Consider the following 15,947-nt stretch of genomic DNA (forward strand, 5'->3'; position numbering starts at 1 on the left):
CCAAGCAAATGTGCATGAATTCTACATGTTTTTATTGGCTTGCCGCACGGTTCCTGTAGTACTCAGCCAACACTTCAAAGGCCTCCTTGCGCACGCCTGTCTCGGACAGCAGGCCCTTGCGGTTCCAGCCGTTCTGGAACACCGGGTGCTCCCGGCGCGGCGAACGGAAATCTTTCAGCACCCAGGGCGACATGCCGCGCAGCGTGGGGATCTTTCCCGCCATCGCCAGCGTCTTGCGGTAATACTCGGCCTGGTATTCCTCGGTAAACTTCCTGGCGCCATCGTTCCTGTAGCCCGCCAGCGCATCGGCGCCGAACTCGGAGAAGATCAGCGGACGGTCGGCGGGCAGCTGCCATTTCAGGTCAGGCAGCGATTCCAGCTTGTCGTCGCCATACCAGCCCGCGTAGGTGTTCACGGCCAGTACATCGAGCTTGTTCGCCAGCGGATCGTGGATGGCCGTGACGCCGTCCTTGCGCTCGACCAGCAGCGCGGCGCTGATCAGGCGCGTGGGATCGAGGCTGCGCACGTTATCGGCCATCGCGCTGTGGAAGCGCGTGCGCGCTTCGGACACCGGCGTTTCATTCCCCACGCTCCACAGCACCACCGACGCGCGGTTGCGGTCGCGGTAAATGGTTTCGGCCTGCATTGCAAGCGCCTTGCGCAGCACGGCCGGATTCTCCCAGTCCACGCTCCAGTAGACGGGAATCTCGCTCCACACCAGCAGGCCCATTTCATCGGCCAGACGCAGCGTGGTTTCGGAATGCGGGTAGTGCGACAGGCGCACGTAATTGCCGTGCAACCCGTGCTTCACTTCATGCAGCAGCGCGCGCGCAGCCTGCTCCGTCATATTGCGCGCCGGGTTGGGGCCGAACTCCTCTTCGTGCAGCGAGATCCCGCGCAGGAAGACCGGTTTGCCGTTCAGGAGGATTTCACCGCCCTTGACCGCGATGGTGCGGAAGCCGATGCGGTCGCGCACCGTATCGCCGGCGGCGCTGAAGCGCACGTCGTACAGCTTCGGGCTTTCCGGCGACCAGCGTTCAAGCGCGGCGGGCGCCTTGATGTCGATGGCCGCGCGGCCGGCTTCGTCCGTCGTCGCGGTTGCCGGCGCGAGCGAGCCGATGGCCACGGTGACCTGTTGGCGCGCCGCCTTCGGGCCCTGCAGGCGCACTTCGCCGGCAATATGCCCGTCCGTCCGCAGGGTCAGCGTAGCGTCGTCGATAAAGGTCGCGGGTGCATACACCAGGCGCACCGGGCGCGTGATGCCGCCGTACAGGTCCCAGTCGGTGATGAAGGTCGGGATCGATTGCGCATCGTGCGTGGAATCGACGCCGACGGTCAACCGGTTGTCGCCCGCGCGCAGCGCATCGGTGACATCCAGGACGAAGGGCGTGAAGCCGCCTTCGTGCCGCCCGACCTCCTTGCCGTTCAGGTAGACATAGGCGCGGTAGTTGACCGCTTCGAAGCGCAGGAAGGCGCGGCCGCCATTCACTGGCTTGGCGTTGAACTTGCGCTGGAACCAGATCAGGCCATCGTAGTAGCGCAATTCCGCATCGGCAGCGTTCCATGCGCCGGGGATGGACATCTGCGGGCCGCGGTCCATGTCGAATTCATAAAAGCCGGCGCCGCCGCGCGACTCCTCGGCCGCCACATTGATGTCGCGGTAGCGCTGCATGCGCGACTTGGCGACCCAGCCGTTGATGTCGGTCAGGCCGGTGCGGTACAAGTCCTTCGAGTATGTCCACTGGCCCGAGAGGTCCTGGCTGTCGCGCGACTGCGAGGCGGTCAGCAGCAGCGCGGGGCGGAGGTCCTGCGCAGCAACGCCGCCGCAGCCGATCGCAAACAGCAGGGCAAGGAGGAGCCGCCTCATTGCGTGAGGCCTGCCGTGCGCGCCGCTTCCTCCAGGCTGTCGCCGATCAGGGCCAGGTTCTGGATGGCGGCCAGGCTCCATTGCGCAGCGCCGTTGGTATTGGCGCCCCCCTGCTCGTCCAGCGGACGGATCACGGCCGGGCCATCGACGCGCCGCGAGCGCGCCTTTAGCCCGCGCGAAGCACCCAGGAATTCACGCCAGGCCCGCAGCGCCAGCGCGTGGTCGCGCTCCTGGTAAGCCGCATAAGCCGTGATGCGCGAGTGCGCATCCGTCAGCGAGCGGCCGCCTGGATCGGTGCCCAGCAGCGATACCAGGTCTTCCTTCGGCGCGTTGTAGTAGCGGCAGTACTCCAGCCACGCCTTGCGGTAAGCCGGTGCGTCGACCAGCGTAAGCAGTTCCGAACTCATTTCGACCACGCCGAATACGCCGTTCAGGTGCGAGATCGCGAGGTGGTCGCCCGGCCCCTGGAACTTGCCGGTCTTCGCATCGTACGGCGCGGAGGAAGCGAACCAGCGGCGCTTCATGGCGCCAATGCTTTCCATGCCGTTGACGATCTTGTCGCGCCAGCGCGGATCGCCGGTGCGCTCCCACTCCGCCAGCCAGGACGCCACCAGCGAACCCCACATGGTGCCGAAGGAAGCGTTGGTCATGCCCGGCGCGCTTTCAAGCGCGGCGCTGCGCGCCAGCTTGCGCGAGATATCGACATTGCCCAGGTCCGCATCGGAATCGAGCAGCTCGCGCATCAGGTCCCCTACACGCTCGTCCGCGGTCAGATAGTAGTAGATGCGGCGGTAGGCGGCGTTTGACACGCGCGGCTGCTTGGATGAATCGGACCAGTGCTGCACCCCGTGGCGCGTGCCGAAGCCCTTGAAGCGGCCCAGGTGATACACGTCCACCTCGCCCGTGTGGCGCGTCATCGCTTCGGCAAGGCGGAAGATGTCGGCGCGGCCCGTGCGCAGGTAGCTGTACCACAGCCACAGGTCGGTGGAGAGCTCCGAGTTGTCCCAGGCGAAGCCGCCGATATCGTAGCGCCACATATGGCGGTCGTTATCGTAGGTGTGCATCACGTCGCCGTAGGACCAGAAGCCGTACCAGCGGTGCTGCTCGACCTCCCTCAAGTACTGGTCCACCTGGTAGGCCAGGCGGTCTTCGACGATCTTGCGCGCGGGCTTGCTGGAATCGGCCACGTCCCAGTCGCCGAACACGCCGCACTGGTGGATGCGCTGCGGCGCCAGCACCAGGCGCGGCGGGGTGGCGACTTGCGAAGCCATCTCGGACAGGGCTTCATGCGAGGGCGTTGCACCCAGCACCCACAGCTGCAGCTCGGAGGTGCGCGCCACGCCGATCGGCGTATCCCAGCCCGGTTCGTAGTCCTCATAGGTGATGTTCAAGCCTTCGTTCTGCTTGGCGTAAGTATCCATGCCATCGACGGCGCGGTAGGGCCGCATATCCATCGCCGGCGCGGACGGCGACCAGAGCCAAGCCGTGACTTCGGCCATCGGCGTTGCCGCATTGCGCACATCGAGTTGCGTGGGCGCGCGCTGCCAGAAGTCCTTCAGTCCCAGCGCGATGCCGCCGCTTGCGCCGCCTGCATACGCCAAGCCCTTGGTGCGCGTGCCGGCATTGGAATCGATCCAGGCCTGGCCCGTGGTGGTGCGCTTGCGGATCACGAAGCCGTCGGCGGTCTGGTGCGACAGCGAAAAATCGCCCCACTCCGGAATCCACTTTAGGCCATCCTGCACCTGCTTGTTCATGCCATCCAGCGGCGGCAGGGCCTTGCCGGCGATCTGCGCGTCGCGGTAAGCCTGGCCGGGATCGCGGCGCAGGCCGGTCAGCGAGCGCACGGCTTCCCCCACACGCCCACGCCTTCACCGGAGAAGCGGATGTGGCGGTTGACCGTGGCATCGCTCATCGGCACCCTGGCGGTCACGCCCAGGCCACGGATGAAGTCTTTCGCCGGATCGCCGTCGTAGATGAAGGAGTGGACGATGCGCACGCTGTCCGAACCGGAATAGAAGTAGAGCCGCACCGAGAACGGCAGCCAGTCGCGCCCTACTCCCGCATGCATGCCCTCCACTTTCAGCACGGCGCGCACCGGGCCGGCCTGCTCAATCGTCACGCGCGTGACCTTGCTGGCGAAGGGCTGGCGCGAGACGGAACCGCCCGCGTCCGGATCGGGGCCGTCCTGGCGCAGGCCAACCAGCTTCAGTTCCTGCATGGTCACGCGGCCCTTGCGCGTGGCCTTGGCGATCAGGTGCTCGCCGCTGGTGGGTACGGTCCATACGAGGTCGCCGGCTGTGACCACGATTTCCGCGCCGGACTGCTTTACCGTCACGCTGCCCGCCGCCGGGGCGCCTGCTTCGAGCTGCCAGCCTTCCGCCGGGGCGCCGCCGCCCACCGCATGGGCCGTCCATTTGAGCGACCCGTCCGGCCAGTACGCCAGCGGCCAGGATTGCACGGGCAGGCCCGATCCGCCACCCAGGCGGAACTGCAGGTTCTTGTTGGCGGGCAGGCGCATCGTGCCGCGCGGCCACGGCACGCCGAAGGTCGCGCCTTCGAAGCGGGCCGGCATCTTGCCATCCAGCCAATGCAGTGCGGTGCCGGCTACCGGGGCCACTTTGGCGCTGGTATTGGACGTTACCGCCCAGGAAACAGCCGGAAAGGCCGACATGACGGATACTGCGGCGGCCGACTGCAGGAAGCGGCGGCGGGATGGGATCTGCGTTGCCATGGGAATCCTAGCGAAATAAAAACCGAGTATAAGAGCTGGTTTTCGCTATGTTTCACGCCGATTACAAATAATCAAAGGAATGAATTTTGAAACTTAATGGTTACTTAAGGATACAAATAGGACTATGGATTTTCAGCGCATTGGCCTAATGTTTGCTCAAAGGGCAGCACATTTGGAGTTGCCGCCCCTTAAATCGAATAAAGGTGTGCAAATGCTAATAACCTTCAAGTCCAAGTCCTCGCCCGAAGTACTGATGTACCAGGAACATGCCGAACGCATATTGCATCTGCTGCACAAGAGTCCGAAGCGCGGCGTGATTACTCCGGACGAGGCAGCCGAAGCCCTGCAGTTGCTGGAGCGCGAGGTGGCGTGGACGAAGGACCACCCGAGCGAGGATGTGGAGCATGATGTGCACTCCCATGAACGCGAAGAAGGCGAAACCGAGGAGCATGCAAAGCTGCAGCGCGTGAGCTTCTCGGCGCGCGCCTATCCCCTGCTGGAGATGCTGCGCGCGGCCCGGCAGGAAAACGAATACATCATGTGGGGCGTCTTAGCCCAGTTCGAACGTGGTAATGCCGTAAGTGCGGGCGAGGCTGATTTCCGGCTCGCCCGCCGTATACATGCGCGCCGTTTCGAAGCACTGTCGCAACTGATGGCGTTCCGCCAGCGCCAGCGCGGCTTGGTTCGGTTCCGGGACATCGAGGAATAGGGGCGCTCCTTGCGGCGCCTCGTCTTGCAGTGCCGTGAACAGCTGCTCCGCCAGCTCCGGAGTATCCGCGAACAGGGGACCGATCTTGTAGCCGTTGCGGCAGGGGCGCATGACCGCATAGCCTGCGATTCCGCCGGCCACGCGCGCCGCCAGGGTGACGTGCTGCGGCTGGCCCGTCCAGCAACGCAGGAAGTCTGTGCGATCGTCTGCGAAAAAGGCGCTGTCGTAGCGAGCCAGCTCCGTGTGGCCTGATACGCGCTCAAAGCTGGCCCCCGGCGCGGTCCGCCCCGTGCCCTGCCCTTCGAACCGGATATTACGGTGCGCCAGCACGAAGCCGGATTTCGCGTAATTCGCCTGCTGCGCCACCACGCCATCCAGCGCCACATTGCGCCCTGCCAGGCGGTCCATGCCGGCGTTCCAGACGGCGATGCCGTGGCCCTTGCCACGGTATTCCGGCTTGACGATGTAGCCGCCGATGAAGCCAAACGAAGCGCCATAGCGCACGGCGAAAATGCTGGCGGCCATTGCGCCGTCAACGAAACCGGCCAGATAGCCGCCGGGATCGGCGGCGTAAAAGCAGTCCGCATCATGCAGACCCGGGTTCCAGCCTTCAGCGGCGGCCCAGTCGAGCGCCACGTCCAGCTCCTGCCGGCTCATTGCGCGGATGATCATCCCACCCACCTGGATTTGCGTGAGGCGCGGCACTGGCGGGCCGCGGGGCCCGGCTCGATGTGGGATTCGAGGCCCGTGAGCCTGTCCATCACCTGTTTGCTCAAACGGTACTTCTTCTTCAGGCTCGCCAGCTTGCGATCGGTGCCGGCGCAATACTGGCAGACCGACCAGCTGATTTCCGCGCGGCGGTCGGCGTCGTAGCCATCTTCGCCGCGCCAGTGATCGCAGGACTCGCGCTCCGCCAGGAAGGCGCTCACATCATCCGGCAGCCCGGCGGGTTCCGCCGATGCCGTCAGCGCGGCCGCCATCAGAAGCAAGAGCGCGGTCCGCATGATGGCTTACCACATTAGGTCATCAGGAATCTTGAAGGCTGCGTACGGATCGTCCTCATCGACCTCGTTGCTGGCCTGCTTGGCGAAGACCACGATTGACGCATCGCGTTCGGCGATCTTTTCGCCGATGACCTTGGGCACCAGTTCAAACGCACCGTCCAGGCCCACGATCGCCAGGCGGCGCGCGATCAGGTGGCCGCGTACGGCTTCGGAAACGTAAATGCGCTCGATCTTGCTGCCGATGGTGAAGTTGTAGGCGATATCGCCATTGCCCTTGGACTGGCGATTCTGCTGCACCATTTGCGCAATTTGCGCGCGGATCGCCTTCTGCTGTGCCGCGGCGTCGCGCTGCGCATTCAGTTCGCGGGCGCGCTCGGCGCTCTGGCGTTGCTGCTCCTGCACGGCCAGCTTCGCCTCGTCCACCGATTGCGCACCGGTGCGGCGTTCTTCCTTTTTCTGCTTCGCCTTGTCCTGGTTGATCTTCTTGGCCTTGTTCTTGTCGCCCAGGCCGGCTTTCAGCAGTTGCTCTTGCAACGAAACCATCTCTGCTACTCCGAATAATGCAAAGACCCTAGCATAGCAAATGCGCGCGGCGTATAGTTGGCGGACTTTCAACTGCCAGCTCAGCAATGACACCTCATCCTAGCGCCGCGGCCGCCGCCCTCGCGGTGGCACTGGCCGCGCCGGCGTGGGCCGATCCAGCGGCCGCCGAGCCGCAAATGGTGGAAATCAAGGGCGTCCGCAATCCCGAACTATTCCGCTACCGCGCCATGCTGGCGGGGCTGGACGCGTTCGAGTCCTACCACGAGCTGGCGCCCACTGCGCCGGAGGTTCGCTTCCGCCTGCGTTCCCAGCCTGGCGCCGGCGCGGAGCTGAACGACCTCACGCTGCGCATCGCGGGCGACAACACGTCCATCAATGTGCCGATCGACGTCAACCTCACCTTCATCCTGCCGCGCGATGAAGCCGCCGCCGCCGACAACGCGGACCTGCTGCTGAACAAGCCCAAGTCCGGATACCGCTGGCAGCCGGACATTCGCAGCCCGAACGTATCCACGAACATGCGCCGCCTCGGCGACCTGCGGCTGGAATGCGAAGTGCTGGTCGGCGTGGCCAAGGAGGAATTGGGATTCGTGTTCAAGGCGATGATCAACTCGCTGCTGCTGACCACCCGCTGGTGCACGCACGAGAAAATCAGGCTGTCCACCTCGGTCAGCCCGCGCAAACTAAGCACGGCGACCCTGCTGCATGACGGGCGCCGCGTGGAGCTCAAGCTGTCGGACAAGGGCCGGGCCTACTATCCGCCGCTGGCGGACAAATCGTACCCTGACGATTCGCTGATCGAGCTAGAATTCGCGGACGACAAGGAGGGACCACCATGATCCAGCTCGACCACCTGATCCTGCACGTGCACGAACCTGCCGCCATCGTGAAGTTCTACGGCGAAGTGCTGGGCTTCACCCATGCCGGCCGCGCCGAGCCATTCGAGATATTGCGCGTCAACGAGCACCTGACGATTGACCTGATGCAGGCGCCGCCGGGCCATCCCCAGCACCTGGCCTTCGCGCTGGAGCGCGAGGAATTCGACGCGGTGCACCAGCGCCTGATCCAGATGGGCATCCCCTACGGCGGCACGCCCTTCGACCGCAGCAGCCATGGTCCGGCCCAGACCCAGGGCGCCCGCGGCATGGCCGAGTCAATCTACTTCTACGATCCTGACAGGAACAACATCGAAATCCGCTGCTATTCCAGCTAAATTCGGACACACATCAGATACATTCTGTACATATACTTCTTCCATGCACACAACATTTAGCGGAGGAAGCGATGAACGAAAAGATCAATAAGCAGCGCCGTTTCATGATGACCGGCGCGTTCGCACTGGCGGGCTTGTCCACCCTGGAGCTGGCATTCGGCCCGACCGCCAGGGCGGCCGCCTTGCCCTCCTCCGCCAGCCGTTCGCCGCTGGACCAGCTGCGCCATGTGCGCACGTCCGAACTGGATATCGCTTATGCGGAACTGGGTCCGGCCAGCGGCCAGCCCGTGATCCTGCTGCATGGCTGGCCCTATGACATCCACGCCTTCGAAGACGTGGCCCCGCTGCTGGCCGCCGCGGGCTACCGCGTGATTGTGCCCTACCTGCGCGGCTACGGCGCCACCCGTTTCCTGTCCAAGGACACCTTCCGCAACGGCCAGCAAGCCGCGATCGCCGTCGATATCGTGCAGATGATGGACGCGCTGAAGATCCCAAGCGCCGTCTTCGGCGCCTTCGACTGGGGTGCGCGTACGGCCTGCATCGTGGCAGCCCTGCATCCTCAGCGCGTGAAGGGACTGGTTTCGGTCAGTGGCTACCTGATCGGCAGCCAGGCGGCCAACAAGAACCCCCTGCCGCCGCAGGCGGAGCTGGAATGGTGGTACCAGTACTACTTTGCCACCGAGCGTGGCCGCGCGGGCTATGAAGCCAACCGCAAGGACTTCAACCGCCTGATCTGGAAGCTGGCCTCGCCCAAATGGGCTTTCGACGAAGCCACCTACCTGCGCAGCGCCCAGTCCTTCGACAATCCGGACCATGTGGACGTTGTCATTCACAACTACCGCTGGCGCCTCGGCGCGGCCCAGGGCGATGCGAAGTACGATGAAATCGAGCAGAAACTGGCGCAGTTCCCCGCGATCTCGGTACCGACCATCACGATGGAAGGCGACGCGAATGGTGCACCGCACCCAAACCCGAGCGCCTATGCCAAGAAGTTCAGCGGCAAGTACGAGCACCGCACGTCCACCGGCGGCATCGGCCACAATCTGCCGCAGGAAGCGCCGCGCGACTTCGCCCAGGCCGTTCTGGACGTAGCCGCCATGCGCTGAACCTGATACGCTGTTGCCTCCAAAAGAAACCATGGAGAACACAGTGAAAAAAGCACTGCTGGCTAGCCTGATCCTGTCCGCTACCGCGGCCCAGGCTCAGGATGCCCCGAAATTCGACCCGCAACACCTGTCGCAGGACGTGAAAGTCCTGGCCTCCGATGAATTTGAAGGCCGCGGCCCGAACACCGCCGGTGAAACCAAGACGGTCAGCTACATCGTCGACGGATTCAAGGCTGCCGGCCTGCAGCCGGGCGGCGACCTGGTGAAGGGCAAGCGCAACTGGACGCAGGAAGTGCCGCTGGGCCGCTTCGAGATCAAGGGTCAGGTCACGCTGACCGTCAACGACGGCAAGCAGGACCAGAGCTTCACCCAGGGCGAACAGATGGCCGTGCGCGCCGCCATGAACGGCAAGCAGCGCGTGGACTTCGACAAGGCCCCGCTGGTCTTCGTCGGCTATGGCGTGACGGCGCCCGAGCGCAAGTGGGACGATTTCAAGGGCCAGGACCTGAAGGGCAAGCTGGCCGTGGTGCTGATCAACGACCCTGACTTCGAAAACGGGACAGGGCGACTTCGGCGGCAAGGCCATGACCTATTACGGCCGCTGGACCTACAAGTACGAAGAGATGGCCCGCCGCGGCGCACTGGGCACGATCATCGTGCACGAAACCGCGCCCGCCTCCTATGGCTGGCCGACGGTGAAGAATTCCAACACCAACGTCATGTACGACATCGTGCGCAAGGAGCCGGCCAAGGCCCACGCGCCGATGGAAGCCTGGATCCAGCGCGATGTGGTGGTGGACCTGTTCAAGCGCGCCGGCATGGACTTCGAAGCGTCGAAGAAGCTGGCGCAGACGCGCGAGTTCAAGCCGCAACTGCTGAAGGGCGTGACTCTGTCCGCCCACTATGCGGTGGATGCGCAGGTGATCAAGTCGAAGAACGTGGTCGGCATCAAGCCAGGCACCGAGCGCCCCAACGAAACCGTGATCTACAGCGGCCACTGGGACCACCTCGGCGTGGGCCTGCCGGATGCCAAGGGCGACAAGATCTATAACGGCGCCGTGGACAACGCCACCGGCATCGCCTCCCTGCTGGAACTGGCGCGCGCCTACGGCAAGGCGCCGGCGCCGAAGCGCAGCGTGGTCTTCCTGGCTGTAACGGCCGAAGAAAAAGGCTTGCTGGGCACCGAGTACTACGCCTCCAACCCGCTCTATCCGCTGGCGACCACCGTCGGCATGATCAATATGGACGCGCTCCGTCCCGACGGTCCGGCACGCAATTTCAGCAGCTCCGGCGACGCCAAACAGGACATGCTGGACATGCTGGTCGCCAAGGCCAAGCAGTGGAACATGAGCTACTCGCCTGACCCGCAGCCGGAAGCCGGCCACTTCTTCCGCTCCGACCACTTCCCGATGGCCAAGCGCGGCGTGCCGGCGATTTCCTTCGAATCCGGCGAGGACTGGCTGGAAGGCGGCGAAGCGGCGGGCCGTGCGGCCAAGGAAGCCTACACGACCAACAACTATCACCAGCCTTCCGACGAGTGGAGTGCGCAGTGGCCATTCACGGGCATGGCGCGCGACCTGGAAGTGCTGTACAGCCTGGGCCGCGATCTGGCGGACTCGAAAGCCTGGCCGAACTGGTCGCAGGATTCCGAGTTCCGTACCGTGCGCGACCAGACTGCAGCCAAGCGCAAGTAAGCACGGCGCAGGTGGCGCGCCCCACAGCGCGCTAAGGCAGGCGCGCCACCATATCCACCTCCATGTTCGCACCACCCGGCAGCTTGGCTGCCTGGATGGTGGAACGGGCGGGCTTGTTCTCCCCGAAGCGGGCCGCGTAGGCCTCATTCATCTTGGGGAAGTCATTCAGGTCCGTCATGTAGACGGTGACCTTCACCACATCCTTCAGCGAGCAGCCGGCGCCGGCCAGGATCGCTTCCAGGTTATCGATGATGCGGTTGGTCTGCACCGTGATATCGCCTTCCACGGGCTTGTTGGTTTCCGGATCACGCGCCAGCATGCCGGCCGTGTACAGGAATCCGTTGGCGACCACGCCCTGCGAATACGGGCCGATAGCCTTGGGCGCGCCATTCACCGCGACCGGCCGCATATCGGGGCGGTTCATGGTGGCGCAGCCGGACAAGGTCAATGCAATCAAGCCAATCACGAACGGAACACGCAGGCGGGTACGCATGGCAGATCCTTTCAGGGCAGGTGGATGAATTTAACAAATTAGCATCCGGCCAGCAATCTGCAAGGTCCTGCCAGGCTTTGTGGCTAGGATGCACCAGTGTGCGGCGCCGGCAGCATCAAGGGCTCGCGCAGCCTGATGATTTGCCGTATGCCTTCCTCGTCGATGACAAGCAGGCTGTTCAAGCCCGCCGGCCCTTCATCGACATGGATTTCGCGTGGCTGTTGAACGAGATGGTCGAGCCCCTCCAGCAGCACGGCCAGCACCCGGCGGGCAGGGTCGTAGCTGATGCCCATCAGGGGCAGCCAGTCCGCCTGGACCTGGTTGCCCAGGGCCAGCGCGGCAATTTCAATTTCGGCCGACTGGCCGTGGAGGTTTCTGGACAGGCCGTCAAAGTAAGCCTGCCAGGATGCGCCCTCGAGCTTGCGTGGTCCCATGATGCATCTCCATGAGCCGTGGTGGATGCAGCCGATTCTACTTTTATTTGGCGCGCGTGTACTGAAGTTCCATCCACTTCACGTTCTTGCCGTCCGGTCCGGGCCCCCACATCTCCAGCGTGTGGTGGTCGTTGTCCGCGATCTTCAGGCTCATCGTGTAGGGCACTTCCTTGCCCGCCATCGGGTCGCTCATCTTGCCCTTGTACTTGATGGTATTGCCGGCCAGGGTACCGGTCGACATCGACATGCTGGTGCTGCCCGAATCGATCCAGCTGCCGAAGTAGCGCTTCATCACATTGTCGTAGCCCTGGATGCCCATGCCGGTAAAGGCCTGGCCCATCATGGTGCCCTTGTACTCTTCCTGCAGGTAGCGGTTGCCCATGATCCATTTGCGCTCGGTCGAGCCGGTGCTTTCCTCGGGCGGCTTGGACGGGTCCATCCACATCTTCGATTTCACGGCGAACTTGCCGGCCAGCGGTTCCAGCTTCTTGTGGCCTTCGCCGGGCGCAGCGGCTTTCTCCATCGCTTCCATCGCTTTTGCATCGGCGGGCGCGGCGGCTTGCTTCTTGTCGTCCGCAGCGGTGGCGGTGACGGCCAGGCCCAGGGCGCCGGCAACAACCAGGTACTGCGCGACATTACGGAGCTTCATGGCTCTCTCCTATCAGCAGGGGTTGTGGAATGGACATTGTTTCGCGAGCGCTGGACAGTGTCAATCCATCGCCGTGGTGCAGTGGCTTTTTTGGCGCGGGCCGGGCATAGTGGCCGCCATGAACTTCCTGCTGAAATCCGCTGCCGCCTGCGCCCTGCTTGCCGCCCTGCCCGCGCAGGCCGCCGACGACCTGGCCGCCCTGATCAATGGCTTCCGCGCCGCGCCTGGCGCCTGCCAGGGCCGCAAGCCGCTTCCCGCACCTCCGCTGACGCCGCATCCGGCCCTGTCCCGCGTCGAATTGCGGCCGGGCTCCATCCTGATCGCCGCGCTCGACCAGCAGGGCTACGAAGCGGAGCTGGCCGACGCGGTGCAGGTCAGCGGCCCCACCGATGCGCGCAGCGCGTTGGAGGCGTTGTCCGAGCACTATTGCAGCACCCTGCTGGGTACCCAATACGCGGCGATCGGCGTTTCGCGGCGCGGCGAAACCTGGACCGTGGTGCTGGCCCAGCCTTCGCCCGACCTGGCGGTGCTGCTGCCGCCCTGGCCGGAAGTCGGTCAGCAGATCCTGGCCGCGACCAATGCGGCGCGGGCGAAAGCGCAGGACTGTGGCGGCGTGCGCATGGCGCCGGCCGGTCCGCTGGCCTGGAACGAAGCGCTGGGGCGCGCCGCCCTGGCCCACAGCGAGGACATGGCGAAACGCCGCTACTTCAGCCATAAGGGCAAGGATGGCCACGACTCCGGCGACCGGGCACGCGCGGCAGGCTACAGCTGGCGCCGCGTGGGCGAGAATATCTCGCTGGGCCAGATCAGCGCGGAGGAAGCGGTGGCAGGCTGGCTTTCCAGCCCCGGCCATTGCGCCAACCTGATGAATCCGGGTTTCACGGAAATGGGGGCGGCGTATGCGATCCGCGAAGGCAAGCGCCCATCCGCCTACTGGACGCAGGTGTTCGGCACGCGTTAAGCCGCGGCCGCCTCCTGGCGGCGCAGGCGCAGGATGGTGGAGATATTGACCACGGCCACCACCACTTCCAGCGCGGTACCGCCAATTGATCCGGCGATTACATTGTTGACGATCCACAGCATCGTCCCGCACAGCATCAGCAGGCGCATCGGCACGCCGCGCAAGAGGAACAGCGCCAGCGTGCCCAGGCAGGAAGCACACAGGGGCAGCCAGTCGCTGGGCTGCTTCGCGATTGCCAGGCCGAAGCCGACGTTCGCGGCTACCACGGCAAAGACCACCCATTTCGAACGCGTGCGCAGCGATATCAGCGAACGCAGGAAGGACAGCGAGGAACTGGCCACCGCGGTCGGATTGCCCAGCAGCGCGAAGTGGACGATGTACGCCAGGCACTCGCCGGTCATGAACAGTTTGAAGCGCCGATCGTCGGTTTGCAGGAAGGAGCCTACGCCAAGCACGAAGGCCACATAGCCTATGCACTGCGCGGGGGAGAGCCAGTCGGTCAACATAGCCCGCCATATTAAACCAAAGGCGTGAACCAGGTGTCAGCCACGATGTGGCTGACACCAGATTTTGGCCGTGGGTTTTAAGGAAGCCGGCGGCTGGTTTATAGCAGGCTTGTAGCTTGACATCGCCTTGCCCCGTATTAGGCTGAACAAACGGCCGTCCGTGGCGCCGCTGCGGCGGCCGGCCATCAGGAGGGACGTCATGAATATTCAAGAGAACAAACAGCGGGTCATGGAGGGCTACAAGCTGTTCCAGGCCGGCGACATCCAGAATCTTCTGGGCCTCTATCACGAGAACGCCGAGTGGCTCGCGCCCGAGTCGGAACACGTGCCGTTCAGCGGTAACTTCCACGGCAGGGCGGGCATTGCCGAATTCTTCAGGAAGCTGGACGCCAGCGTGCAGCCGCTGCACATGGAGCCGCGGCGCATGATCGCGGAAGGTGACACCGTGGTCGTCATCGGCGACTCGACCTGGCAGGCCCGCAACACCGGCCGCCAGTACGATAACCCATTCGTCCATATCTTCACCCTGCGCGACGGCATGGTGGAACGTTTCGAAGGCATGTGGGACACCGGCCCGGCGGAACGCGCGCTCAGCACCGATCTGCCGCTCGGCCAGGACCTCGGCAAGCCCCTGCACCACTAATCCCCCGACCTTGCCCGCCGCGCCCGGCGGGCCCTCCCCCTGTAATCGTTGGTTTTCACCCATCTGTGACAATCTGAGCATTTTTGCATATGCGAAACTCCCTATACTGACGGGCCACAACAACCGTAGCTCAAGGGTAAAGGGAAAGGATGGATGCATTCACTTTGATCGTTGCATCAGGGTTGGCGTCCGCCATCATGGCGATGGCCATGTTCTTCCTGTACCGCGCCAGCCGGCGCGAGCTGTGCCTGATGGACTGGTCCTTCGCCGGCCTGTCCTTCCTCGCCTCGAACATTGTGGGCGGCGTCGCGGCCGCCCGCCAGCTGGACCACTTCCTGCTGCCGGCGATCGGCAATGCCTTTTATATTGCAGGTCACTTCGCGATTGCCGCCGGCCTGCGCCGCCACCTCGGCCTGGCGCCGCGCTATCTGCTGCTGGGACTGATGTCTACGGCTATCGTACTGCTGCACCTGCTGCCGTTCACCCAGGCTTCCGTCGCCAACCGGCTGCTGCTGTTCACGCCCATGATTGCCGTGATCAATTTCCATGTGGTGTCGCTGATCTGGCGCCTGCCGCCAGGCCCTGAGCGCTCGGCCTACCTGCCGCTGCTAGTGATCGAGCTGGGCTTCATGGTGCAGCTCAGCCTGCGCACCGTCTACATGGTGCTGAACCGCGACAATCACCTGACCTTCCTCGGCAGCCAGATCCTGCAGACGTCCGGCTCGCTGTGCGTGCTGGTGTTCCTGTCTGTCGCCGGCATGTGCTGCGCCGTGATCGTGATCCGGCACCAGGAACTGGCGCTGCGCAAGGCATCGCTGACGGACAGCCTGACCGGCTGGCTGAACCGGCGCGCCCTGCACGACGCGGCGCACCGCGAATTCGAGCGCACACGCCGCACCGGCCAGCCGCTGGCTTTCATCGCTTTCGATATCGACCACTTCAAGTCCGTCAACGACCGCTACGGCCACCAGACGGGCGACGCGGCGATACGCCATGTCACGGACCTGGCCGCGCATGCGCTGCGCGGCTACGATGCCTTGTTCCGCCTGGGCGGCGAAGAGTTTGCCGTGCTGGTCACCGGCATCGCGCCGCAGCAGGTGCTGCACATGGCGGAGCGCGTGCGCGCCCTGATCGAAGCGACGCCGCTGCCAACCGACGAAGGCCCGGTGCCCATGACGGTCAGCCTCGGCGTCGCGGCCCTGGCACGCCAGGATGCAAGCTGGGAGGCCGCGTTGCGCCGTGCCGACAACGCGCTCTACCGCTCCAAGAAGGATGGCCGCAACCGCTGCACACCTCATGAACTTCTGGTGGCTGCGGCTGCTTGACTTGCCTTCCTGCTGTGCTAAGTTGAATCCTTGCCGATATTGCATCACCCCCGCTTTAACTAGAATAAC

16 protein-coding genes and 2 pseudogenes are annotated in these 15,947 nt (G+C 64.4%); 8 read left to right on the top strand and 10 right to left on the bottom strand.

Annotated elements, in window-relative coordinates:
* Nucleotides 1-31: 31 nt before the first annotated feature.
* The 3 genes and pseudogenes from ACHMW6_RS30920 to ACHMW6_RS30930 all read right to left on the bottom strand — a co-directional run.
* Nucleotides 32-1,867 (bottom strand): glycoside hydrolase family 2 protein, encoded by a 1,836-nt coding sequence (locus ACHMW6_RS30920; protein ID WP_395402816.1) that lies wholly within the window; start codon nt 1,865-1,867, stop codon nt 32-34.
* Complete coding sequence (locus ACHMW6_RS30925; RefSeq protein ID WP_395408756.1) at nt 1,864-3,138, bottom strand: hypothetical protein; 1,275 nt, start codon at nt 3,136-3,138, stop codon at nt 1,864-1,866. The genes ACHMW6_RS30920 and ACHMW6_RS30925 overlap by 4 nt, the downstream gene beginning before the upstream one ends.
* A 54-nt stretch (nt 3,139-3,192) precedes the next feature.
* Nucleotides 3,193-4,598, bottom strand: a pseudogene (locus ACHMW6_RS30930) (Tat pathway signal sequence domain protein); the annotation flags it as partial.
* Nucleotides 4,599-4,809: 211 nt separating this feature from the next.
* Here ACHMW6_RS30930 and ACHMW6_RS30935 point away from each other — a divergent pair.
* Nucleotides 4,810-5,130, top strand: a pseudogene (locus tag ACHMW6_RS30935) (DUF1840 domain-containing protein); the annotation flags it as partial.
* An 18-nt stretch (nt 5,131-5,148) separates the two neighbouring features.
* Here the strand turns inward: ACHMW6_RS30935 and ACHMW6_RS30940 are convergent.
* From ACHMW6_RS30940 to ACHMW6_RS30950, 3 genes are read right to left on the bottom strand one after another with little or no spacing between them, the layout of a single operon-like run.
* Entirely contained in the window at nt 5,149-5,979 is an 831-nt protein-coding gene (locus tag ACHMW6_RS30940; protein WP_395402818.1) for a GNAT family N-acetyltransferase, read from the bottom strand.
* Nucleotides 5,976-6,311 carry a hypothetical protein gene (locus tag ACHMW6_RS30945; protein ID WP_395402820.1) on the bottom strand — a complete coding sequence of 112 codons (336 nt, stop codon included), beginning with the start codon at nt 6,309-6,311 and terminating at the stop codon, nt 5,976-5,978. The genes ACHMW6_RS30940 and ACHMW6_RS30945 overlap by 4 nt, the downstream gene beginning before the upstream one ends.
* A gap of 6 nt (nt 6,312-6,317) precedes the next feature.
* Nucleotides 6,318-6,854 (bottom strand): DUF2058 domain-containing protein, encoded by a 537-nt coding sequence (locus ACHMW6_RS30950; RefSeq protein ID WP_395402822.1) that lies wholly within the window; start codon nt 6,852-6,854, stop codon nt 6,318-6,320.
* An 86-nt stretch (nt 6,855-6,940) separates the two neighbouring features.
* On the opposite strand from ACHMW6_RS30950, the gene ACHMW6_RS30955 reads away from it, so the two are divergent.
* The 4 genes from ACHMW6_RS30955 to ACHMW6_RS30970 all read left to right on the top strand — a co-directional run bounded on the left by ACHMW6_RS30955 (nt 6,941) and on the right by ACHMW6_RS30970 (nt 10,867).
* A complete protein-coding gene (locus ACHMW6_RS30955) occupies nt 6,941-7,693 on the top strand; it encodes a hypothetical protein (RefSeq protein WP_395402824.1) in 753 nt (250 codons plus the stop codon).
* Complete coding sequence (locus ACHMW6_RS30960) at nt 7,690-8,067, top strand: VOC family protein (RefSeq protein WP_395402826.1); 378 nt, start codon at nt 7,690-7,692, stop codon at nt 8,065-8,067. The genes ACHMW6_RS30955 and ACHMW6_RS30960 overlap by 4 nt, the downstream gene beginning before the upstream one ends.
* A 71-nt stretch (nt 8,068-8,138) precedes the next feature.
* Nucleotides 8,139-9,173 (top strand): alpha/beta hydrolase, encoded by a 1,035-nt coding sequence (locus ACHMW6_RS30965; protein ID WP_395402828.1) that lies wholly within the window; start codon nt 8,139-8,141, stop codon nt 9,171-9,173.
* 584 nt (nt 9,174-9,757) lie between these two features.
* Entirely contained in the window at nt 9,758-10,867 is a 1,110-nt protein-coding gene (locus ACHMW6_RS30970; RefSeq protein ID WP_395402830.1) for a M28 family peptidase, read from the top strand.
* A 31-nt stretch (nt 10,868-10,898) separates the two neighbouring features.
* Here the strand turns inward: ACHMW6_RS30970 and ACHMW6_RS30975 are convergent, their stop codons facing one another.
* The 3 genes from ACHMW6_RS30975 to ACHMW6_RS30985 all read right to left on the bottom strand — a co-directional run bounded on the left by ACHMW6_RS30975 (nt 10,899) and on the right by ACHMW6_RS30985 (nt 12,443).
* Entirely contained in the window at nt 10,899-11,360 is a 462-nt protein-coding gene (locus ACHMW6_RS30975) for a Rid family detoxifying hydrolase (protein WP_395402832.1), read from the bottom strand.
* An 83-nt stretch (nt 11,361-11,443) separates the two neighbouring features.
* A complete protein-coding gene (locus tag ACHMW6_RS30980) occupies nt 11,444-11,794 on the bottom strand; it encodes a DUF5335 family protein (RefSeq protein WP_395402834.1) in 351 nt (116 codons plus the stop codon).
* Between the two features lie 43 nt (nt 11,795-11,837).
* The gene (locus ACHMW6_RS30985; protein WP_395402836.1) at nt 11,838-12,443 is read right to left on the bottom strand and encodes a DUF1579 domain-containing protein; all 606 of its coding nucleotides are present in this window, start codon (nt 12,441-12,443) and stop codon (nt 11,838-11,840) included.
* A 118-nt stretch (nt 12,444-12,561) separates the two neighbouring features.
* Here ACHMW6_RS30985 and ACHMW6_RS30990 point away from each other — a divergent pair, with 118 nt between their 5' ends.
* Nucleotides 12,562-13,404: a CAP domain-containing protein gene (locus ACHMW6_RS30990; protein ID WP_395402838.1), complete on the top strand. Its 843-nt coding sequence runs from the start codon at nt 12,562-12,564 to the stop codon at nt 13,402-13,404.
* Here ACHMW6_RS30990 and ACHMW6_RS30995 read toward each other — a convergent pair.
* Nucleotides 13,401-13,910: a YgjV family protein gene (locus ACHMW6_RS30995; RefSeq protein ID WP_395402840.1), complete on the bottom strand. Its 510-nt coding sequence runs from the start codon at nt 13,908-13,910 to the stop codon at nt 13,401-13,403. The genes ACHMW6_RS30990 and ACHMW6_RS30995 overlap by 4 nt on opposite strands.
* Before the next feature lie 199 nt (nt 13,911-14,109).
* Here ACHMW6_RS30995 and ACHMW6_RS31000 point away from each other — a divergent pair, with 199 nt between their 5' ends.
* Together ACHMW6_RS31000 and ACHMW6_RS31005 are read left to right on the top strand one after the other, a co-directional pair.
* Nucleotides 14,110-14,553 (top strand): nuclear transport factor 2 family protein, encoded by a 444-nt coding sequence (locus tag ACHMW6_RS31000; protein ID WP_395402842.1) that lies wholly within the window; start codon nt 14,110-14,112, stop codon nt 14,551-14,553.
* Between the two features lie 149 nt (nt 14,554-14,702).
* Nucleotides 14,703-15,878 (top strand): GGDEF domain-containing protein, encoded by a 1,176-nt coding sequence (locus ACHMW6_RS31005; protein ID WP_395402844.1) that lies wholly within the window; start codon nt 14,703-14,705, stop codon nt 15,876-15,878.
* Nucleotides 15,879-15,947: the final 69 nt, after the last annotated feature.

The organism is Pseudoduganella sp. UC29_106 (genome assembly GCF_044055365.1).
Classification (GTDB): domain Bacteria; phylum Pseudomonadota; class Gammaproteobacteria; order Burkholderiales; family Burkholderiaceae_D; genus Rugamonas.